Origin of the sequence: Halobellus captivus, from assembly GCF_007655485.1 — an archaeon.
Classification (GTDB): Archaea; Halobacteriota; Halobacteria; order Halobacteriales; family Haloferacaceae; genus Haloquadratum; species Haloquadratum captivum.
In genome coordinates this window covers 45,757-63,425 of sequence record NZ_VJXQ01000005.1, presented here as the reverse complement: position 1 = coordinate 63,425, position 17,669 = coordinate 45,757, and the positions used below count along the sequence as shown (strand labels likewise).

Here is a 17,669-nt window from a genome sequence, read left to right as displayed (position 1 = left end):
TTGCTACATCACTGTATGCTAAATAAAATTAAAAAGGCAATTGGTCGACCAAAAGAAGTACCAATGGAACTCAACGCACGTATTCATTATTCACGGTTACAAACGGACTACTACCCTAATGGGGTTGATGTTTTATCGGAAGATTGGGATATACTTACTATTTTGGATTCTTGTCGATATGATGTTTTTGCTAAATGTAGTAATCTTCCGGGGTCACTTAATTCTCGGCTCTCAAGAGGCGCTGGAACCCGTGAGTTTTTGCGAGGGAATTTCAGAAACAAAAATATGACTGATACTCTCTATGTGACAGCAAATCCACAGTATTCTCGTTGGAAAGAACATTTGAATTCGAAATTCTATGATGTAATATCTGTATGGGAGAGTGATTGGGATGATAATTTACAAACTGTACCTCCAAAAGCAGTAACAGAGGCCGCAATAAATACAGTTCAACGATACCCAAACAAACGCATAATAGTTCATTATATGCAACCACATGGTCCATTTATTTCTGATTCAGCAAAGGGGACCATTATCGGACCTGGAAAGACACCTCCTCCAGAGAGGTCGCTATTTGAACATTGGAAGATTTTTATCGGTGAAGAACTAACTAATAAAGAAGACTGGTGGCGTGCATATGAGGACAATTTAAAATTAGCACTTCCATATGTGGATAGGTTGATGTCTCAGATAGAAGGTAAACATATAGTTACGTCTGACCACGGCGAAATGCTTGGAAGCAGAGCTCGACCAATCCCGATCAAATACTGGGATCATCATGTTGGAATCCATGTAGACGAGTTACTAACTGTTCCTTGGTTAGAATATACAAACGGGAACCGAAGGATAATTGAATCTGGATCTCCAAGGGACTCATCAGAATTAGATAAAAAAGAGGTTTCTGAACGGCTCGCAGCTCTTGGCTATATGAGAACCTAGTATTTTGGATAATATGATAATCTCAAAGAATTGAGAACTATCCACTAAAATATTCTATTATTTACTGATGGTATCTAAACTTAGAAAAGGGTTTATTGCAGTCATTTCTTCAAGGATTGGGGGTGTATTAGTAGCATTAGTCTTAACACCAGCATTAGTACGCCTCCTAGGAAGCTCTTTGTATGGAGAATATGCCTTTTTGATGTCTTTAGCTGGACTTACTCTTGTTGTAATTAATGCTGGTATCTATGATGGAATGAGAAAATACATCGCAGAAAATCGTTCTTCCCCAAATTGGGAGGAATCCGTTTTTAGTTTTTATGTCCGATTGGGTATTGTTTTAGCTATATCAGTGTTTATAATTTATTCCCTTTTGCCAAAAATTTCACTCTTCCAGGAAACAATGAGTTCAGTTCCTCCATTATACTACTACCTTCTGGGTGGACTTATTCTCACTCGCCAGGTTTCCTCAATTTTACGCAGTACATTACATGGATTTCATCTAGAACATATCGGTGAACCACTGAAAGTAGTGAAAAAAATCCTTTTTGCGATTATCGGATTGAGTTTAGCCTATCTCGGATATGGGCTCAGAGGCGTATTACTTGGTGAAATTATAGCGGGAGTAATAATCATACTAATTAGTCTAATGGTGGTAAGGAAACATGTGAATGTGTTTTCTGTGTTTTCCCCAACACCATCCGATTTCCCATATAAAAATTTAATTGGTTTTAATTCACTCACTGTAGTTCTATCTCTCTTATTTATGTCTTTATACCATATAGACATTTTATTATTAAAAATATATGTTCCAAGTGATCAAATAGGATATTATAAGGCAGCCCTAGTAGTAGCCGAATTTCTTTGGTTTGGTCCTTTAGCTCTTCAAGTGGTTCTTCTAAATTCGACATCTACATTATGGTCTAATGAGAAAATAGATCAAATATCTGATTTGTCTTCAAAAATAACTAGATATAATTTATTATTCATCACTTTACTTGCTATTGGATTAGGTGTGTTAGCAGATTCATTCATTCCTATATACTATGGCAAAGAGTTTATTCCATCAATTTATCCACTAATTTTATTACTACCTGGGGTCATCGGATATGGAATAGCACGCCCGTTAATAGCAATTGGTCAAGGCAAAGGAGATCTATTAATATTAATTGTTGCAACAGGAACTGCAGCCGGAATTAATCTTGTACTTAATATTCTATTTATACCACAATTTGGTATGGTTGGGGCCGCAGTCAGTACATCGATAGGATATTTTTCGATGGCATTATTCCATATTTATGCTTCTTTTAGGATTGGGTACAACCCTATCACGGATCTTCGTCTCTTTCAAATAAGTACTACTGCTATTGTATCAAGTATACTTATTTTTGTTCTTGATCAAATACTAACTTCGCCAATCCAATCAATTCTCTTAATTCCACCAGTCGGACTTATAATCTATTTCATTTTATCAGTCAAAACTGGTGCCCTCGACCGAACAGATATTTATAATAACATCGATAATATTCCAAGTCCGTTTAGAGAATATTTTACTTATATAGTTAAAAATATATAACATTTTGATTTATGATGGAATACTATCCAAATAAATTCTTTTTCCCGTATGCTTTGTGTTGGTATTCGGCACTCGTGGCACCGGCACGCTTCTTGGAGCCACTGGGCGCCATCAATGAGAAATACGGCGTCGGAGACGTCGTTTTTCTTGTATAACTCGCTGAAGAGAAATTAAGGAGAGGCCGTGGTTTGTTGTGGCTCGAGTTTGACGTGGTGGAATTCGTTGGTATGGGGGTTGACCACAGCGTACAGCAATTATCGTTGGTCGTCGATTCGGATCACAGTGTCGTCAACTGTGACATAAACCGGACATCGGTGAGCTGTAGGCCACCCTTCTGCACTCAGTTGTGAACGGTGGAGCGACACCAGTCGATACCCAGGCCAGCGATGACCGAAACGGTATCTGACAGCAATAACCCCCAAATGGAGTGGATACCCAACTTCATCGCCGACTTGGGTGCCGTCTCTGGCCCCACAAATCCTAACTCTATCTAGTCGCTACATCCGATGAGGCGGCTGGTTTCTGGCATAGGCACCAAGAAACTACGTTCACCTCACTCTTTGACCTTATTTGGACAGTGCCTTGACCCAGCCGACGTACATTAGTTGTTACCACATCAATATATCTAAATCCAATGAGGAAGATCACTAGTTAATGCATCAAACCGCTGCGATCATCCAAGCACGCATCGGCTCAACTCGACTACCGGGCAAAGTAATGTACCCGCTCGATGGCTGTCACGTGCTTAATCACGTCGTTGATCGAGTATCCTCTGCTGACTATGTCAAGGAGACGATCGTCGCGACGTCGACCGAGAAGCCCGATGATGTTATCGAACGGTACGCGCCGGTGTTCGGAGCTGACGTGATCAGAGGGAGTGAGTCGGACGTCCTAGGTCGATTCGAACACGCCGTGACAAAACACAATCCGGATATTGTCCTACGGATAACGGGGGATTGTCCGCTTATTTCGCCGACATTTATCGATACAGCTGTCGAACGCATTCGGACAAAGGATGTTGACTACGTTTGTGCTGGCCTTGAACGGACGTTCCCTCGCGGCGTGACCTGTGAGGCTTTCACTACAGAATCGTTCGAACGAATGAGTCGTAGAGCGAACGAACCACACCATCGAGAACACGTCACTCCGTATTACCGCGAACACCCTGATGAATTCGATCTGTACAACCTTGATTCTAATGAGCTATTTCAGGAAGCACAACTTCAGAACCGGACAGACCTCCGACTTACGTTGGATGAACCTGCAGATTATCAGTTGCTCGAAAAGATATATAGAGAGATCGATCACCAAGACCTACTGACTGTCCGAGATGTGATCAAGTATATTGATGAATATGCACTTGAAACAATTAATCAACACGTGGAGCAAAAATTAGTCTGATGCGCGTCGCGATCAGAGCAGATGGAAACACGAAAATGGGATACGGACACTTGTTCCGGTCGAATACGGTCGCAAGAGCATTACACGAATCCGGGTTTTCAGTCTCGTATTTGACTGAAACACCTGAGCCAGCCTCCTCAGTCTGTATTGATCAAGCAGAGATTATTGAAATGGATGGCCGAGACGAACTCCTCTCCACTGTGAGGGAGCTCTCTCCCGATGCGATCTTTCTCGATCTCCCCGATGCGCCAGTCAAACTCCAACGGACCTTGCGTGAGGAAGCATTATTAGCCGTGTTTTTGGGAAGCGCGCGTAACACGCTTGCATGCGATATCCTCGTCAACGGCCACTTCTTCGCCAAGGACGAGGAGTACAAATGGGTCGATGAGGAACCCATCTGGTGTCTCGGACCGGACTACCTTCCACTTAGACAGCCGTTCCCGTCGCTAGCATCCCGTTCGAAAAAGTGTCCGCAAGAGCTTGAACGAGGAATCATTCTTATGGGTGGATCGGACCCTCATAACCTCACCCCCGCAGCGATGAACGCGTTCGAAGGACTTGGTGTGAAGGTAACAGTCGTGGTCGGGCCCGGAAACGAAAATATCAAGGCAATCAACCACACTCGGGACACGTTGGGTGGGTCGTACGATATTCAACGAAACCCTGATGATCTTCCGATACAGATGTTCAACGCAGATGTCGCTATCTCGGGGTTCGGGACGACAGCGTACGAGTTGATAGCGACGAAAACCCCCTTTGTCGGAGTCACACGAAACAATCTCGAACGAGAAACGGCAGACAAGATATCGAAACACGTGGGCGTGCCGTATCTCAATCGTTCTGACTCCTGTACGCGGCTGAGGATAAATCTTCAGGCGTTGGTTTCAGATCACGGAACACGTGTATCCCTCCGAGATCGATTTGCCGAACTCGTCGATGGAAAGGGGTCCAAACGAATCGCACGTGAAATAAAAGCGCGTCTCGACCTATAGCAGAATAATTATCACTGTCACGTGTAAAATTGAATTGATGGAAATTACGGTTGCAATCACGAGTTGTGGTGGCCAGATCATCCCCGGAATCATCGATTGTCTTCGAAGTGAGCCGGATCACGACTTCCACATCGTGGGTGTCGATATGGATCCAAACGCGGTCGGTCGGAAGTTCGTCGACGAATTCTATACTGTTCCTGGTGGATTAGAGGACGAGTACATCCCGCGCGTGCTGGAGATCGTTGAGTCTGAAACGATTGATGTCGTCGTCCCGTTGAGTGATCAGGAGACTCGCTCTCTCAGCAAACACAAGGACGAATTCCGATCAGTCGATACGGAGGTATTGACTCCTGACGGTGATCTCGTAGAGATCGCGTCGGATAAGGGATCAATGCTGGAATATCTGGATAATGAAGGAGTTTCTGTACCGGAATTCTTTTTGCCAAATTCATTAACTGATCTTGATTCTGTTGTTAATAAATTGGGATATCCAGAAAATGATATTGTTATCAAACCGCGGAGGCAGCGTGCTGCTCGGGGATTTTGGAAGGTATCTGAGAAAAGACCAACACAAGACCTCGTTATGAATAAAAAGGGTTTACACACTCTTCCATATGAGGTTCTACGTGAACTTTTGACCGATGGAGAATCGTTTCCAGATCTTCTTGCGATGGAATATCTAGATGGTCCACATTACAGTGTTGATAGTTTTTCAATTAACGGAAAATCTATATATCAGATACCTATTCGACAAGTAGAGCCTGATGTGGGACAAATTCAAGTCGGTGAAGTTGAGTATAATGTAGAAATACAACGAAAAGTGAAAGAGATAGCAGACACGTTTGAATTTAGTCAAAACGTGAATATTGATTTGGCATACACAAATTCCTCATCGCGAACTCTGTTACCATATGAAATCAACCCACGTATCTCCGGTCTTATTTCGGTCAATAGCAACTCGGGAATTAATCTCCTCTTGTATGGTATCTTAAATGCTCTTGATCAAGAAATTCCCACTGAGCAAAATTTTGAAGAGATCCGTATGCATCGGTGTTGGCAGGAAATATATGAATACTAAAATAAGTCGTGAACTCATTTTTAGAAAAGAGATTTCTAACACATATTGCGATCTTGCTAATATTGATATTGGTATGTTGTCTCCACAAGATCTTCAATACTATACTGAATCTAAAAAATATTCGAGTATTGATGTTAACAGATTACGTGAGGCAGATTATTGTATTATCGCCCGCCAAGAAGGCCATCCAGTACATCATTCCTGTATTTCTACTTCACAATATTTTGAGCATCCTAGAAAAGAATTAGCCATCGATATTTGCGCGAATGGAGGTTATGTGTACAACGTGAAGACAGAAACAGAATATCGGGGACAGGGAATTGCATTGGAGGTACTAAAATACATTGACCGATTCGCTACTACAGAAGGAATCGAACGGATCTACGCTGATGTGGATGCTAAGAATCACGCTTCTAAAAAACTCTTTCAAAAATCAGGGTATACTATATGTGGAATTTTGGATTACATACAATATGGATCTCTTAGTTTTGTCATAAATAGGGGGACCAAATTCTATTATAATTCGTATAGAATACTACCGTTCAATATACACCTCTCCAAATACCGTTCTTCCCGTCGACGCAGGATACAGTCTGACATTTCCGAGTGTGCGAGTGTGTGGCAGGAACAGAACCGATCGGTAGTTCTATTTGGTGCTGGGAACCACGCCGAAGAGGTTCTCGAAGTGGAATCCGTGAGGTTTTCAGTCTCGTATGCCGTTGACGAATCAACGGACAAGATCGGAACGACGCTTTCTGGAGGAGAGGTCCCAGTTCGCCCACTAGATGCTATATCAGAAAATCCACCGGACATCGTCGTGATCTGCTCTCGTGCTTTCCAACAAGAGATGGTTACAAGAGTTAAAGAGTATGATAAGTTCCCTCGTATACTGACACTATATCCAACAGTCGGGTATGAATGACCCTATATCTCCAAATTAACCTCTGTTTCAGTAATTGAATCTCCCTCACGGATCTCTACGGTCGCCTGTTTACCAACAACTTGATCAAAATATTTTGCTGAAAGTCCCTTACCTTGGGTGTCACCGCGACGAAGAATCCCGATATCGTCTTCGGAAATTATATCGCCCTGCGAGATATCTCGTGAAGCAAATAGCGACCTTCGAGCTCTCCTTGCTGTATCACGCTCGATATCTTGAATTGAAAGTCTACCGTCACCGAGTGATCGTTCCGTCTTTCGAATTTGCGTCACCATTTCGCGTACCTCATCAGGTTCCAGCGCAAACGAATGATCGGGCCCCTCCATTTTTTTATCGAGCGTAATATGTTTCTCGACTATTGAAGCACCTAGGGCGACGGCAGTAGGAGGAGCTGTAACAGGATCAGTCGTGTGATCAGAAAACCCAACTGTAGTATCGAATTCTTGCTCCAGTGTTTTGACTGCGCGAACGTTGATCTCATTGAGTGGCGTCGGATACGACGACACACAGTGGAGGAGAGCAATGTCTTCTACTCCGTTCTCTCGAAGTACGTTGACGGCCTCCGAAATTTCCTCCGATTTATGCGAACCTGTCGACATAATTATTGGTTTGTCGTAAGTGGCGAGATCTTCGAGAAACGGATGATGTGAGAGAGTAAATGAGGAAACCTTGAACGCTGGTACGTACTCGTCGATCTCCCGAGTTGATCGCTCGTCGAACGACGACGACATAAACTGAATACCTCGTGATTGGCAGTATTCGTATAACTCTGGGATCCATTCATACGGCTGTTCGAGACTTTCGAGGAGTGCATACGTCGAGTCGCTGGGGTCTTCGACTATATCTCGATCGTCGACGTACAGGTCCTCCGCTCGGAACGTCTGGAATTTCACCGCGTCGGCTCCGGCATCGACGGCGACGTCAATGAGCTCCTTCGCGGTATCGAGATCGCCGTTGTGATTTGATCCCGCCTCTGCAATTACGAACGCTGGCTCGTCCGGCCCGACGAGTCGGTCTCCGATGTAAAACTCGACCATACTGTTCTTCCCACGAGCGAACGAATAAAACCATCCGATCGAATTATGATATTTCGATATCTGGTCACCAAGGCGGATGGGCCGAAAAAGTGCTTCTTATATCCGTTATGTGTGGTATTCGTGTAGTCGGTGCACGGCTGTGATCACGTCCTCGACGTCTTTGTCATCCATCTCCGCGTGGAGGGGAAGACTTACCAACCCCTCGTACACCCTCTCCGTCTCGGGGAATGCCCCTCGTTCGTATCCGAACTCCTCTTGGAAGTATGAGTGGTAGTGAAGTGGAACGTAGTGGACTTGTACTCCCAGATTCTCAGCGTGTAGCGCGTTGACGGATTCCTTTCGGTCACAGCCGAATTCCTCGCCAATCTCGACGGCGTACAGGTGATACATCGGGTCTGAATTTGTCGATTCTGGCGGCGTCCGGAGTCCAGAAACGTCCGCGAACGCCGCATTGTATGCCGAGATGATCTCGTCACGACGCGTCTTGAACGCCTCGAGCCGGTTCAGTTGGGCGAGTCCGAGCGCCGCCTGGATGTCCGTCACGTTGTAGTTGTAGCCCACCCCTTTGGACACCTGATACCAGGGCTCGTCCCTATGGCCCTCCGGACTGTAATCCATCTCGAACGATCGAAGTCGCCGAAGCCGCTTCGCGAGCTCGTTGTCGTCCGTGACGACCATTCCGCCCTCGCCAGTCGTGACGTTCTTCACCGGATGGAAACTGAAGACCGCCATATCACGCTGTGCACCGATGGGCTCGGCGTTCCACGCTCCGCCGAAGGCGTGACACGCGTCCCAGATCACGGTCAATTTATGTTCGTCGGCGACCTCAAGGAGCCCCTCGATGTCCGCGGGATGGCCGCCGTAGTGCATCGGAACAATCGCTTCCGTTTCAGGAGTGATTCGGTCGCGAACCGCGTCCGGATCGAGCGTTCGTCGATACGGATCGATGTCCGCGAATATCGGCGTCGCCCCGCAGTACGTCGCCGCGTGCGCCGTCGAGACGAACGTCAGTGGGGTGGTGATCACTTCGTCGCCGGAATCGAACCCGGCTGCACGCCCTGCGAGGTGAAGCGCCGTCGTCCCTGACGTCGTCGCGATCGCGTGGTCCACGTCGACGAGATCGGCCACCCGCTCTTCAAATGCATCGACGGTCGGCCCGCGCGTGATGTAATCACCCTCCAGTGCTTCCACGACTTCCCGCTTCTCCTCTTCGCTGATACTCTGTGAGCCGTACCCCAACGCGTTCTCGCGGATCGGTTCGCCGCCGTAGTGTGCTGGAAGATCGTCCGTCATCCTGCGGTCTCCTCGCGCTCACGGAGCCACGTCCGGAGGCGGGAGACCCCCTCTTCGAGCGTGACCTCCGGCTCCCAATCGAGCCGCTCCTTCGCCTTCGCCGGATCACAGAGCAGCTTTTGGACCTCGCTTTGCGGGTGGTGGTGTTCCACGTGTGTGATCTCCGTCTCACCGGTAGCGATCAGCTCCGCGAGCTCGTTGATCGACACGTCTGTTCCCGTCCCCGCATTGATCACCTCGCCGACCGTCTCGTCGCTGAACGTTCCCTTGATAATGAAGCGGGCACAGTCGGTCGCGTACAATAGATCCCGTGTCTGGGTTCCGTCGCCGAAGATCTTCAGAGGTTCCCCCCGAATATCCCGGCTTGTGAAGATCGACACGACCCCACCTGCCATTCCGGTCTTTTGGTGGGGGCCGTACGTATTGAACGGACGCAGTATTGTGATCGGAAGGTCGTATCCGTGGTAATACCCCTCTGCGAGGTCTTCGGCAGCCAGTTTCGATCCGGCGTATGGTGATGCTGGTTTTGTGGGATGACTCTCACTAATCCCGGCCTCAGAGTCCACCATATCGTACACCATACAGGTGCCGACCAGTCCGAGTCGTGTATCATCTTCTCGGCACGCCTCGAGAACATTCTGGGTACCGATCACGTTCGACTCGAAGTGCGCCTCCGGATCTTCAAGACTCTCTTGGACGTCGATCTCGGCCGCAAGGTGAATACACGCATCCACATCGTGTTCGAAGAGTCGATCGACATCCTCGCGGGATCGAACGTTTCCCTCGTAGATCCGGAACGCCTCCTCGTCGGAGAACGTCTCGATATTCCGTTTGGAGCCGTTCGAGAAGTCGTCGAGTCCGTAAACGCTGTGTCCTCTATCGAGGAGTTCCGCTACGACCCAGCGACCGATGAATCCCGCAGCTCCGGTGACCGCGACTGTCTCACTCATTGGTTGCCTCGATAGAATTGTTCGTCTCGAGGAGTGAGACTATTTCGCTTTTCGATAACTTCTCGGCGTTCTTCGAAGACAGCACGATATCGTCCACTTCCTCGAACCCTTCGGGGAGGTCCGGTGTCCGGATTTCGGTCGCCTCCGGGAGGATCGCGTACATCGAACCGTTCTCGTATGCTCGCCGAGACTCGCGGTCGGTCATAATTTCTTCGTGGAACGTCTCTCCTGGACGGGGACCAATGACCTCAATTTCGATATCCTCCGGCCTATATCCATATCGCGCCGCGAGCGTTTTGATCATCGCGTCCGCTAGGTCGGGGATCCGGATCGCTGGCATCTTGTAGACGAACACCTCCCCGCCGGTCGTCTTTTCAGCTGCTCCGGTAACGAGGTCGAAGACGTCGTCGTACGTGAGGAAGAACCGGGTCATTCTTTTGTCGGTCAAGGTAACCGGTCCGCCATTGCGGATCTGTTCAGTAAAGAGCGGGATCACGGACTGTGAGGACTTGATCACGTTTCCGAACCGGACAGACACGAGATCAATGTCACTCTCACCGCTGTAGGTGTTTCCGGCCGTGACGAGCTTCTCTCCGAGTAGTTTTGTGGTTCCCATCGTGTTGGCCGGATGGACCGCCTTGTCACTGCTCGTGAAGACGAAGCGGTCGACGTTCGCGTCGATAGCTGCGTCGACGACGTTCTGGAGGCCGAGCGCGTTCGTCTTCACCGCCTCGAAGGGGTTGTACTCGCAGATATCGACGTGTTTCATCGCGGCCGTGTGGATGACGACATCCACACCAGACATCGCTCGTGAGAGGCGGTCACTATCCCGGACGTTTCCAGCGAAGAACCGGCAGCGATCGTCAGAAACATTCGATTTCAGTGATGCCAGACCGGGTTCGCTGTTGTCGAGGATGCGGAGGGTCTGTGGATCACGGTCTAGTAACCGCGGGACAAGGGAGCGACCAACCGATCCTGCTCCCCCAGTCAAGAGAACAGTGTTGCTGTCAATCATCTATCTCGTAACTACTGGACAGGACTCATCAAACTATTGAATCTGATCGCTATCCCGGTTGAGACGGTCGACATACTCGCCGGGAGTCCAGGGATATCAGTCACTTGATCCGTTCTCCTCGTGTTTTAAGATAGAATAAATCTGTTAACACGCATCAAATATCGATTACTGACTCGACTGCCCCGATGGTGTCAATCCTTCTATATTTTCGGAGTGGGTGGTGTATAATGGGTTGACGGGTCGTGTTTAGTTAAGGATGAAGAGTGAGGCGGGAGAATTTCTTGCTGATCTATGGCAGAAATCGCCCGCCTCAGTGGATGCACGGACTGGATTGATTTGGATTTTGTGGAACGACAGCGGACACCCGAGCACGCGATGAAGCTCGGTATTCAACTCCAATTAGCGGGACTCTCGCTGTCGAATACCGTCTCTATTCTCGAAGAGGTGGGTGTCGAACGATCTCGTAAAGCGATTCACGATTGGGTGCAGAAAGCCGATCTACAGCCCGCAGACGGTCGAAGCCCGAATCACGTTGCGCTCGACGAAACCGTGATTCGAATCAATGACCAACAATTCTGGCTGTACGCGGCTGCCGATCCCGACACGAACGACCTGCTGCATCTCCGGCTCTTCTCTACAACGACGACCGCATTAACCGAGATCTTTCTGCGAGAACTCCGCCAGAAACACGATGTCGAATCCGCCGTGTTTCTGGTTGATAGCGCCCAACACCTCCAAACTGCGCTGGCCAGAGCTGGCCTCCGATTTCAAACCGAACGGACTGGAAATCGGAACGCCATTGAACGTATTTTCCGCGAGTTCAAGCGCCGAACATCCTCATTTTCAAACTGTTTCAGCCACGTTGAGCCGCAAACCGCTGAAAATTGGCTCCAAGCGTTTGCTGCCTGGCTCAATGCTCCAAACTAAACACTACCGGTTGACGAGGGCAATGATTTAACAGTGCCATAGAGCGCGAGGCTTTGATTGGCCCCAGTGCTAATTACGTACTTCATTCGACTAGCACTATAGGCAGGAATACGAGCTAATTGCCAAATTTCCACCTTGAATGATGGGCGGAGGAATCTCTCGACGACCTTCGGACATTCGTCTAAGACCAACGAGACGTCATCGACGAACAGCGCGCAATTATCGAGGACCTCCAATCCGAGATAGATACATTAAACGACCAATGTACCGACCAACAAGTGGCGATAAAGGATCAACAAGAGGAACTCGGAAGTCTTCGAAAGCGGGTTGCTTCCCTCCGAGGAATTGGTTGAGACTATCGACACCCGGACCAACCAAATAGCATCGAAACTATCCGAACTCGAAAGCCGGATATCGGAAACGTAGTGCCACGTCGCACGACTCCGGACGGCAGTGTCGACGAGAGATAGCCGTGTTCCAACTGCAACCGTGGCGGTCACATTACGTTGCAGAGCAACGTTATCGACCCCATTAAGGTCGTGTACACCCACTGTGACTACGAGGATAAACCTGCAAACCGGTAGTGATTCAGTCCCCGGACCCGCATCCAGCAAACACTCCGGGGAAGCCCCGAGGCGACCCGACCAATTCCTCGATCTCGTCACCACCAATTTTCCCGGCCCGAACGAGCGCACCGACCTCGGCATCGGTCAGCTCCTGGCCGTCCTCGAAACGCCGGTACAATTTCTCGATGTCGGGGTTGTACTCGACCGAGATCGAGACGTCCACATCGGTCGCCCGCCCCGACGATTGAAAGAGTTTGTCGACGTTCGCCCCCTGGAGGACGCCGTGCTCGAAACGCGTTTCGAGCCGGGGTCGGTCCCCTTCGAGCCCGAGATAACTGAACGCGACCATCGCGGCGAGCACGTCGTCGGTCTCATCGGGGTCGAGCTCCTCGAAGATCTTCTCGCGCTCGTCCGATTCGAGGAACAAACTCAGTAACACGAAGTCCTTGAGTCCGTTGACCACCCGCTCGCGGATATCTTGTCGCCGGTTGGCGTCCGTCTGCGGCTGGGCGTACTCCTTGAGCCCACAGAGGTATTCTCGATCAGTCGGGGTGAGTATCCCCCGTGGTCGATTCTCGGGCGTGAGCAGCGGCTCACGCTCGCTGTCGTCATCGGTGACGTCGTCGACGCCGGTGAACAGTTCGTCGGTCGGTCGATCCGGGTTGTTAGTCATACTTAGGATATAAACACCTAATTCTTAATATCTTTTCACCCGTTAGTACTTTGCCGAAGCGAGCCGAATACCGTACTTGGACAGAGAAGATGACCGTCTCATTCACTCGCAAAACGATTCCCCGTCGACCGACTCCGCCGCCGAGAGCACTCGGGGAGCGACTCGCATCGAACCCGGGGAAATACGGACAGACACAGTCCTGGGATTACCGACTAACCCACAGGTATAGGATCTATACTCGGAGAAATCGTTCGGTCCTCCCACCTATCGATCACCAATTCACCGACCAATATCCGCCGTCATCGACAGGCGATTTTGGATCGAATTGGTCGACAAACTCTGAAAAAATGGTCGAGAGACAGGTCACAGAAATCGCCGAACGAGCTGTTCGGGGAAAACGGACTACGTGTGATATGGACTTCCCCGAACCCACCCCGACAACAGACGTCTCTGACTCCGAAATTGGTCGGGCCACTCGGGGCGACACACCAGTAACAACTCACTCAATCCCCATTCCAAGGAGCAAAAAACCGCGTTCCGGAGGGATCAGCGCGTGACCGACACAAACGAGACCCCCGACGCTGTCGACGTCCCCGACCAAACGGAGACAGACCCCGACCAATTGGCCAACAGTCCCGACCAATTCGAGGCAGACTCCGACGACCAAAACCAAGAATTGCGGACTGACGGAGGGGCGATCACGACAGAATTGGTCGAGAACGGCCATTCCAATGGGACCGTAGCCCCCGAGAGTCCGACGGGTCACGGAACACCGAAAGCAGGCACGACAGCCACCCGACGAACTGATCCGGGTCCCGACCCGAACGAATCCTCGGCGACAACCGATCTTGAAGAGCCGACCAATTCTAAATCCAAAGAGGTCCGAGATGGGGACGAGTTGTTCTCGGAGCCTGCCCCGGTGAACGACGTCCTCGATTTCTATCTCGAAACGAACCCGTGGGGAGTGGCCCAAGGCACCATCAGTTCCTACCGGGCACGGCTGAAACACTTCCGACAGTTTTGCGCGGAGCAAGACATCGAGAACCTTCGAGAGATTCAGCCATCCCGTATAGACGAGTTCCACAACTACCTTCGCAAACAACCCCAGATCGGGGCCCGATCCACGATCAAGGGGTGTCTGTCGTCCCTGCGGAAGTTCGTCCGATACTGCGAGCGCCGCGGGGTCTTCGACCGTGGCTTTCACGAGCTCATCATCCTCCCGACGCTCTCAGACGGTGATGGGAAGGACGAGACGTGGCTCTCCCGCGATGACGCAACGGAGATCGTCGCCTACCTGGCGAAGTTCAAACCGTTCTCGAAGGCGCACGTGATCTGGGCACTCCTCGCCGAAACGGGGATTCGGCAGTCCACCCTGTACGCCTTCGACCTCGACGATTACGATGCCACCGAGCGCTACATCGAGGCGGTCAACCGCGAGGACAAGGGAACGCGACTGAAGAACGGTGCCAAGGGTGAACGCGACTGAAGAACGGTGCCAAGGGTGAACGCGAAATCAGCATCTCAAGCGAGGCGGCGCAGATTCTCGACGGATACATCCAAGCGAATCGAAACGCTGTCACCGACGACTACGGGAGAGAACCGTTGCTCACGACGAGGAACGGCCGTCTTCAGAAGACCACGATGCGCCAGTACGTGTATGCCTGGTCCCGTCCGTGTGCGATTGGCGCGGATTGTCCGGTCGGGAAAGAGCCGAAGACGTGTGAGGCGGCACAGACGAACGATGACGCCTACAAGTGCCCGGAGTCAGTCTCACCGCATCCGATCCGGCGAGGCTACATCACCCACCTCCGGGCCAACGGCGTCCCCACCGAGGACGTGATCTCGAAACGGTGTGACGCCAATCCCGACACGATCGAACGCTGGTACGATATGAGTACGAAAGCGGAACGCCGTGAGGCGCGGCGTGCCTTCGTCGAAGATCTCTAACAGCGGTCAATCCTGAGTAGCGATATTTCCATGATACACATGCCGGACTACATCAGGATACCAGAACGACCAATGCCACGTGTCACGGCCAACGGTCAGGTCACAATTCCGAAGCGGATTCGTGAGACCCTCGGGATTGAGCTAGGAGACGAGGTCGCATTCGAACAGACCGAATCTGGCTACACGTTAGGGAAGGAGGTTCCAACAATAGCGGACGGAAAGAACCCATTTAAAAAATATCGTGGGAGTGCGGAGAGCGATGACACGATGTCCGACCGGATGCGCCGACTCAGAGGAGAGTGTCCTCGTGATGTCAGTCGAATTCGGGAACGAAATCTTCGGCGAGTTCGTCAGCGAGTTCACCACCAGTAAGCCACGTAATTTGTTCGTTGTCGAATCCGTATTTCGGTATTAGCGATTCCACCGCCTCACCAAGTGGAATATCGTTCGTTACTACAGCAACTCGATCAGTAGAACCATCAAGAAGCATTTCGAGTGCTAGACCCACGATTTCCGTATCCGCTTTTTCGACAACGTCCGCTGCCCGACCGCTCGAACTCGCGATGAAGTTCCGCGCCTGATCCATCACATTTGAGACATCCGATTCCGAATAGGACGGACTTTCGGTGACTTTCATCCATCCCTCCTGTAGTGACTCCTCGACAGCAGTATCGGAGGGATACGCATCGAGTGCTGGATCAGTGGTTACCTCGGCATATACCTGTGGTGAAATACGAAAGACGGTATCACGTTGACGGGCTTCACGAGCGAGTGCTCGAAATCGCGTGCTTTCACGCCGACCGCAACTAATCAGGACCGACGAATCGATGAAAATGACCGCCCCTTCACTTCCCATACCGAATCAATCCTCAACGACGGGACGGAGGGCATCTAGAATGACGCCCGCTTCGAGAGGTGAAAGCTCTTGTTCACGAGCCATAATCCGATGCGTAACAGAGCCGTCAACGTATTCGCGAGCGTATTCGAGCGCGATAGCGAGTCCATCAAGTCCGTGGCGGTCAATATACGTATCAATATCGTCGTCTCGGATCCGACGGGCGATTGCCTCAACTAGCTCTGGCGTGATTTGTCGTTCGGCATCGCCTTCTGCTAGTTGAATGTCGATGTTCCGAGCCGTATACTCTGCAGGCCGCCCATCATTCGACTGCTCGATGAAGCCTGCGATTTCAAGGTCGTCAACATATTCGTAGACCGTTCGCTGCGGAAGATTGAGCGTCTCGACGATATTCTGGATCGTTGTCGAGGGATGATGGTAGATATAAGTATAGGTCCACGCTTTGCGAGGATTCCTGAGGAGCTCGAACGCTTGGCCGCCGGTATCGAGTGGGGTATCCCAGTTTGCTTCTCTCGTTGCCATCTTTAATAGCGAATTGCGTGCAAATCGCAATAAAGGTTACTGAAAAGGAGTTGTCACGGCGTGATATTGCTTCAGACAAACTCTTCAATTATTTGAGGAGATGTCGGTAGTGTTTAATTAAGCGATTGCAGCCGAGAAACCACTCTTGGATGGGAATGGAAGGGGCCGCGCTCTCGACGACGACGCGCGACGCAAGGACTGGAGGCACGAGCCCTGCTTGCAGTCTTGCGGTTTTCTGAGAGACTAGTTTCTCATCGGATCCGTTAAATCCAGTTGGAAGAGTCGCTCTTCCAAATGTCAACGCTGAAGGGTTTCAACAGAGCCAGTGATTCCCATACCCCTTTGGGGAATCGCGAATCGGCCAGTCCAGCGGAACGACTTATCGTTACTGTACACCTCTATTGACTATGGATCCACGGATTACACTCGTGACACTCGGTGTATCAGATCTTGAGGAATCCATCCGGTTCTACCGAGATGGTCTCGGATTGCCGATGCAAGAGCGGGAAGACGACAGCGACGTCGCCTTCTTCCCACTCGACGGGACATGGCTCTCGCTCTACCCGAGAGAATCACTCGCCGAAGACGCCGCCATTCCTGCGGATGGTAACGGGTTCGCTGGAATCACTATCGCCCACAACGTATCGACTAAAGCGGAAGTAGACGCGGTCCTTGACGAGGTAGCGGCCTCCGGTGGACGGATCGTGAAACCAGCGCAGGAAGTCTTCTGGGGCGGCTATTCCGGCTACTTTGCCGATCCCGACGAACATCTCTGGGAAGTGGCCTATCCCCAACTCACCGACGACTAGCCACTCTCACACCACACTTTCGGGCTGGTGCTTCTGTTTGGTTCGTACGTAGATTCTCACGCCTGATTTGGTTGCGAGACTGTGGAGTAAACTCCGCGAAATAGTTCTACGAATCCAATAGCACACTAGGTAATTGTCTCGGGGGAAC

General features: G+C 50.3%; 18 protein-coding genes. 11 read left to right on the top strand and 7 right to left on the bottom strand.

All coding sequences use genetic code 11. The features are described from left to right. The first annotated feature begins 285 nt into the window (after nucleotides 1-285). From FJT57_RS12970 to FJT57_RS12945, 6 genes are all read left to right on the top strand, one after another. A complete protein-coding gene (locus FJT57_RS12970) occupies nucleotides 286-939 on the top strand; it encodes an alkaline phosphatase family protein (protein ID WP_144905924.1) in 654 nt (217 codons plus the stop codon). A 67-nt stretch (nucleotides 940-1,006) separates the two neighbouring features. Further along, on the top strand, nucleotides 1,007-2,515 hold the full coding sequence (locus FJT57_RS12965; RefSeq protein WP_144905922.1) for an oligosaccharide flippase family protein: 1,509 nt from the start codon (nucleotides 1,007-1,009) through the stop codon (nucleotides 2,513-2,515). Nucleotides 2,516-3,169: 654 nt separating this feature from the next. Then, nucleotides 3,170-3,916 (top strand): cytidylyltransferase domain-containing protein, encoded by a 747-nt coding sequence (locus FJT57_RS12960; RefSeq protein ID WP_144905920.1) that lies wholly within the window; start codon nucleotides 3,170-3,172, stop codon nucleotides 3,914-3,916. Beyond that, nucleotides 3,916-4,908 carry a PseG/SpsG family protein gene (locus tag FJT57_RS12955; protein ID WP_144905918.1) on the top strand — a complete coding sequence of 331 codons (993 nt, stop codon included), beginning with the start codon at nucleotides 3,916-3,918 and terminating at the stop codon, nucleotides 4,906-4,908. Before FJT57_RS12960 ends, FJT57_RS12955 begins: the two co-directional genes overlap by 1 nt. A gap of 37 nt (nucleotides 4,909-4,945) precedes the next feature. After that, nucleotides 4,946-5,986 carry an ATP-grasp domain-containing protein gene (locus FJT57_RS12950; protein WP_144905916.1) on the top strand — a complete coding sequence of 347 codons (1,041 nt, stop codon included), beginning with the start codon at nucleotides 4,946-4,948 and terminating at the stop codon, nucleotides 5,984-5,986. Then, nucleotides 5,901-6,908, top strand: coding sequence for a GNAT family N-acetyltransferase (locus FJT57_RS12945; protein WP_144905914.1), 1,008 nt, complete (start codon nucleotides 5,901-5,903; stop codon nucleotides 6,906-6,908). Before FJT57_RS12950 ends, FJT57_RS12945 begins: the two co-directional genes overlap by 86 nt. A 2-nt stretch (nucleotides 6,909-6,910) precedes the next feature. On the opposite strand, the gene FJT57_RS12940 is transcribed toward FJT57_RS12945, so the two are convergent. The 4 genes from FJT57_RS12940 to FJT57_RS12925 form a co-directional block, all read right to left on the bottom strand. Then, on the bottom strand, nucleotides 6,911-7,963 hold the full coding sequence (locus tag FJT57_RS12940; protein ID WP_144905912.1) for an N-acetylneuraminate synthase family protein: 1,053 nt from the start codon (nucleotides 7,961-7,963) through the stop codon (nucleotides 6,911-6,913). 105 nt (nucleotides 7,964-8,068) lie between these two features. Continuing rightward, entirely contained in the window at nucleotides 8,069-9,256 is a 1,188-nt protein-coding gene (locus tag FJT57_RS12935; RefSeq protein WP_144905910.1) for a DegT/DnrJ/EryC1/StrS family aminotransferase, read from the bottom strand. Further along, nucleotides 9,253-10,206 carry a dTDP-glucose 4,6-dehydratase gene (locus FJT57_RS12930; RefSeq protein ID WP_144905907.1) on the bottom strand — a complete coding sequence of 318 codons (954 nt, stop codon included), beginning with the start codon at nucleotides 10,204-10,206 and terminating at the stop codon, nucleotides 9,253-9,255. The genes FJT57_RS12935 and FJT57_RS12930 overlap by 4 nt, the downstream gene beginning before the upstream one ends. After that, the gene (locus tag FJT57_RS12925; protein ID WP_144905905.1) at nucleotides 10,199-11,221 is read right to left on the bottom strand and encodes a polysaccharide biosynthesis protein; all 1,023 of its coding nucleotides are present in this window, start codon (nucleotides 11,219-11,221) and stop codon (nucleotides 10,199-10,201) included. Before FJT57_RS12925 ends, FJT57_RS12930 begins: the two co-directional genes overlap by 8 nt. Before the next feature lie 291 nt (nucleotides 11,222-11,512). On the opposite strand from FJT57_RS12925, the gene FJT57_RS12920 reads away from it, so the two are divergent. After that, on the top strand, nucleotides 11,513-12,148 hold the full coding sequence (locus FJT57_RS12920; RefSeq protein WP_144905903.1) for an IS6 family transposase: 636 nt from the start codon (nucleotides 11,513-11,515) through the stop codon (nucleotides 12,146-12,148). Between the two features lie 588 nt (nucleotides 12,149-12,736). Here FJT57_RS12920 and FJT57_RS12915 read toward each other — a convergent pair. Further along, entirely contained in the window at nucleotides 12,737-13,387 is a 651-nt protein-coding gene (locus tag FJT57_RS12915; protein ID WP_144905901.1) for a hypothetical protein, read from the bottom strand. Nucleotides 13,388-13,940: 553 nt separating this feature from the next. On the opposite strand from FJT57_RS12915, the gene FJT57_RS12910 reads away from it, so the two are divergent. From FJT57_RS12910 to FJT57_RS12900, 3 genes are all read left to right on the top strand, one after another. Continuing rightward, nucleotides 13,941-14,873 (top strand): tyrosine-type recombinase/integrase, encoded by a 933-nt coding sequence (locus FJT57_RS12910; RefSeq protein WP_144905899.1) that lies wholly within the window; start codon nucleotides 13,941-13,943, stop codon nucleotides 14,871-14,873. A gap of 116 nt (nucleotides 14,874-14,989) precedes the next feature. Continuing rightward, nucleotides 14,990-15,334 carry a hypothetical protein gene (locus tag FJT57_RS12905; protein ID WP_144905898.1) on the top strand — a complete coding sequence of 115 codons (345 nt, stop codon included), beginning with the start codon at nucleotides 14,990-14,992 and terminating at the stop codon, nucleotides 15,332-15,334. 72 nt (nucleotides 15,335-15,406) lie between these two features. Continuing rightward, complete coding sequence (locus FJT57_RS12900; RefSeq protein ID WP_144906140.1) at nucleotides 15,407-15,706, top strand: AbrB/MazE/SpoVT family DNA-binding domain-containing protein; 300 nt, start codon at nucleotides 15,407-15,409, stop codon at nucleotides 15,704-15,706. On the opposite strand, the gene FJT57_RS12895 is transcribed toward FJT57_RS12900, so the two are convergent. Both FJT57_RS12895 and FJT57_RS12890 read right to left on the bottom strand, forming a co-directional pair. Continuing rightward, complete coding sequence (locus tag FJT57_RS12895; RefSeq protein WP_144905896.1) at nucleotides 15,648-16,190, bottom strand: hypothetical protein; 543 nt, start codon at nucleotides 16,188-16,190, stop codon at nucleotides 15,648-15,650. The genes FJT57_RS12900 and FJT57_RS12895 overlap by 59 nt on opposite strands. Nucleotides 16,191-16,196: 6 nt before the next feature. Continuing rightward, nucleotides 16,197-16,712: a DUF7437 domain-containing protein gene (locus FJT57_RS12890; protein WP_144905894.1), complete on the bottom strand. Its 516-nt coding sequence runs from the start codon at nucleotides 16,710-16,712 to the stop codon at nucleotides 16,197-16,199. 407 nt (nucleotides 16,713-17,119) lie between these two features. On the opposite strand from FJT57_RS12890, the gene FJT57_RS12885 reads away from it, so the two are divergent. After that, complete coding sequence (locus tag FJT57_RS12885) at nucleotides 17,120-17,521, top strand: VOC family protein (protein ID WP_144905892.1); 402 nt, start codon at nucleotides 17,120-17,122, stop codon at nucleotides 17,519-17,521. Nucleotides 17,522-17,669: the final 148 nt, after the last annotated feature.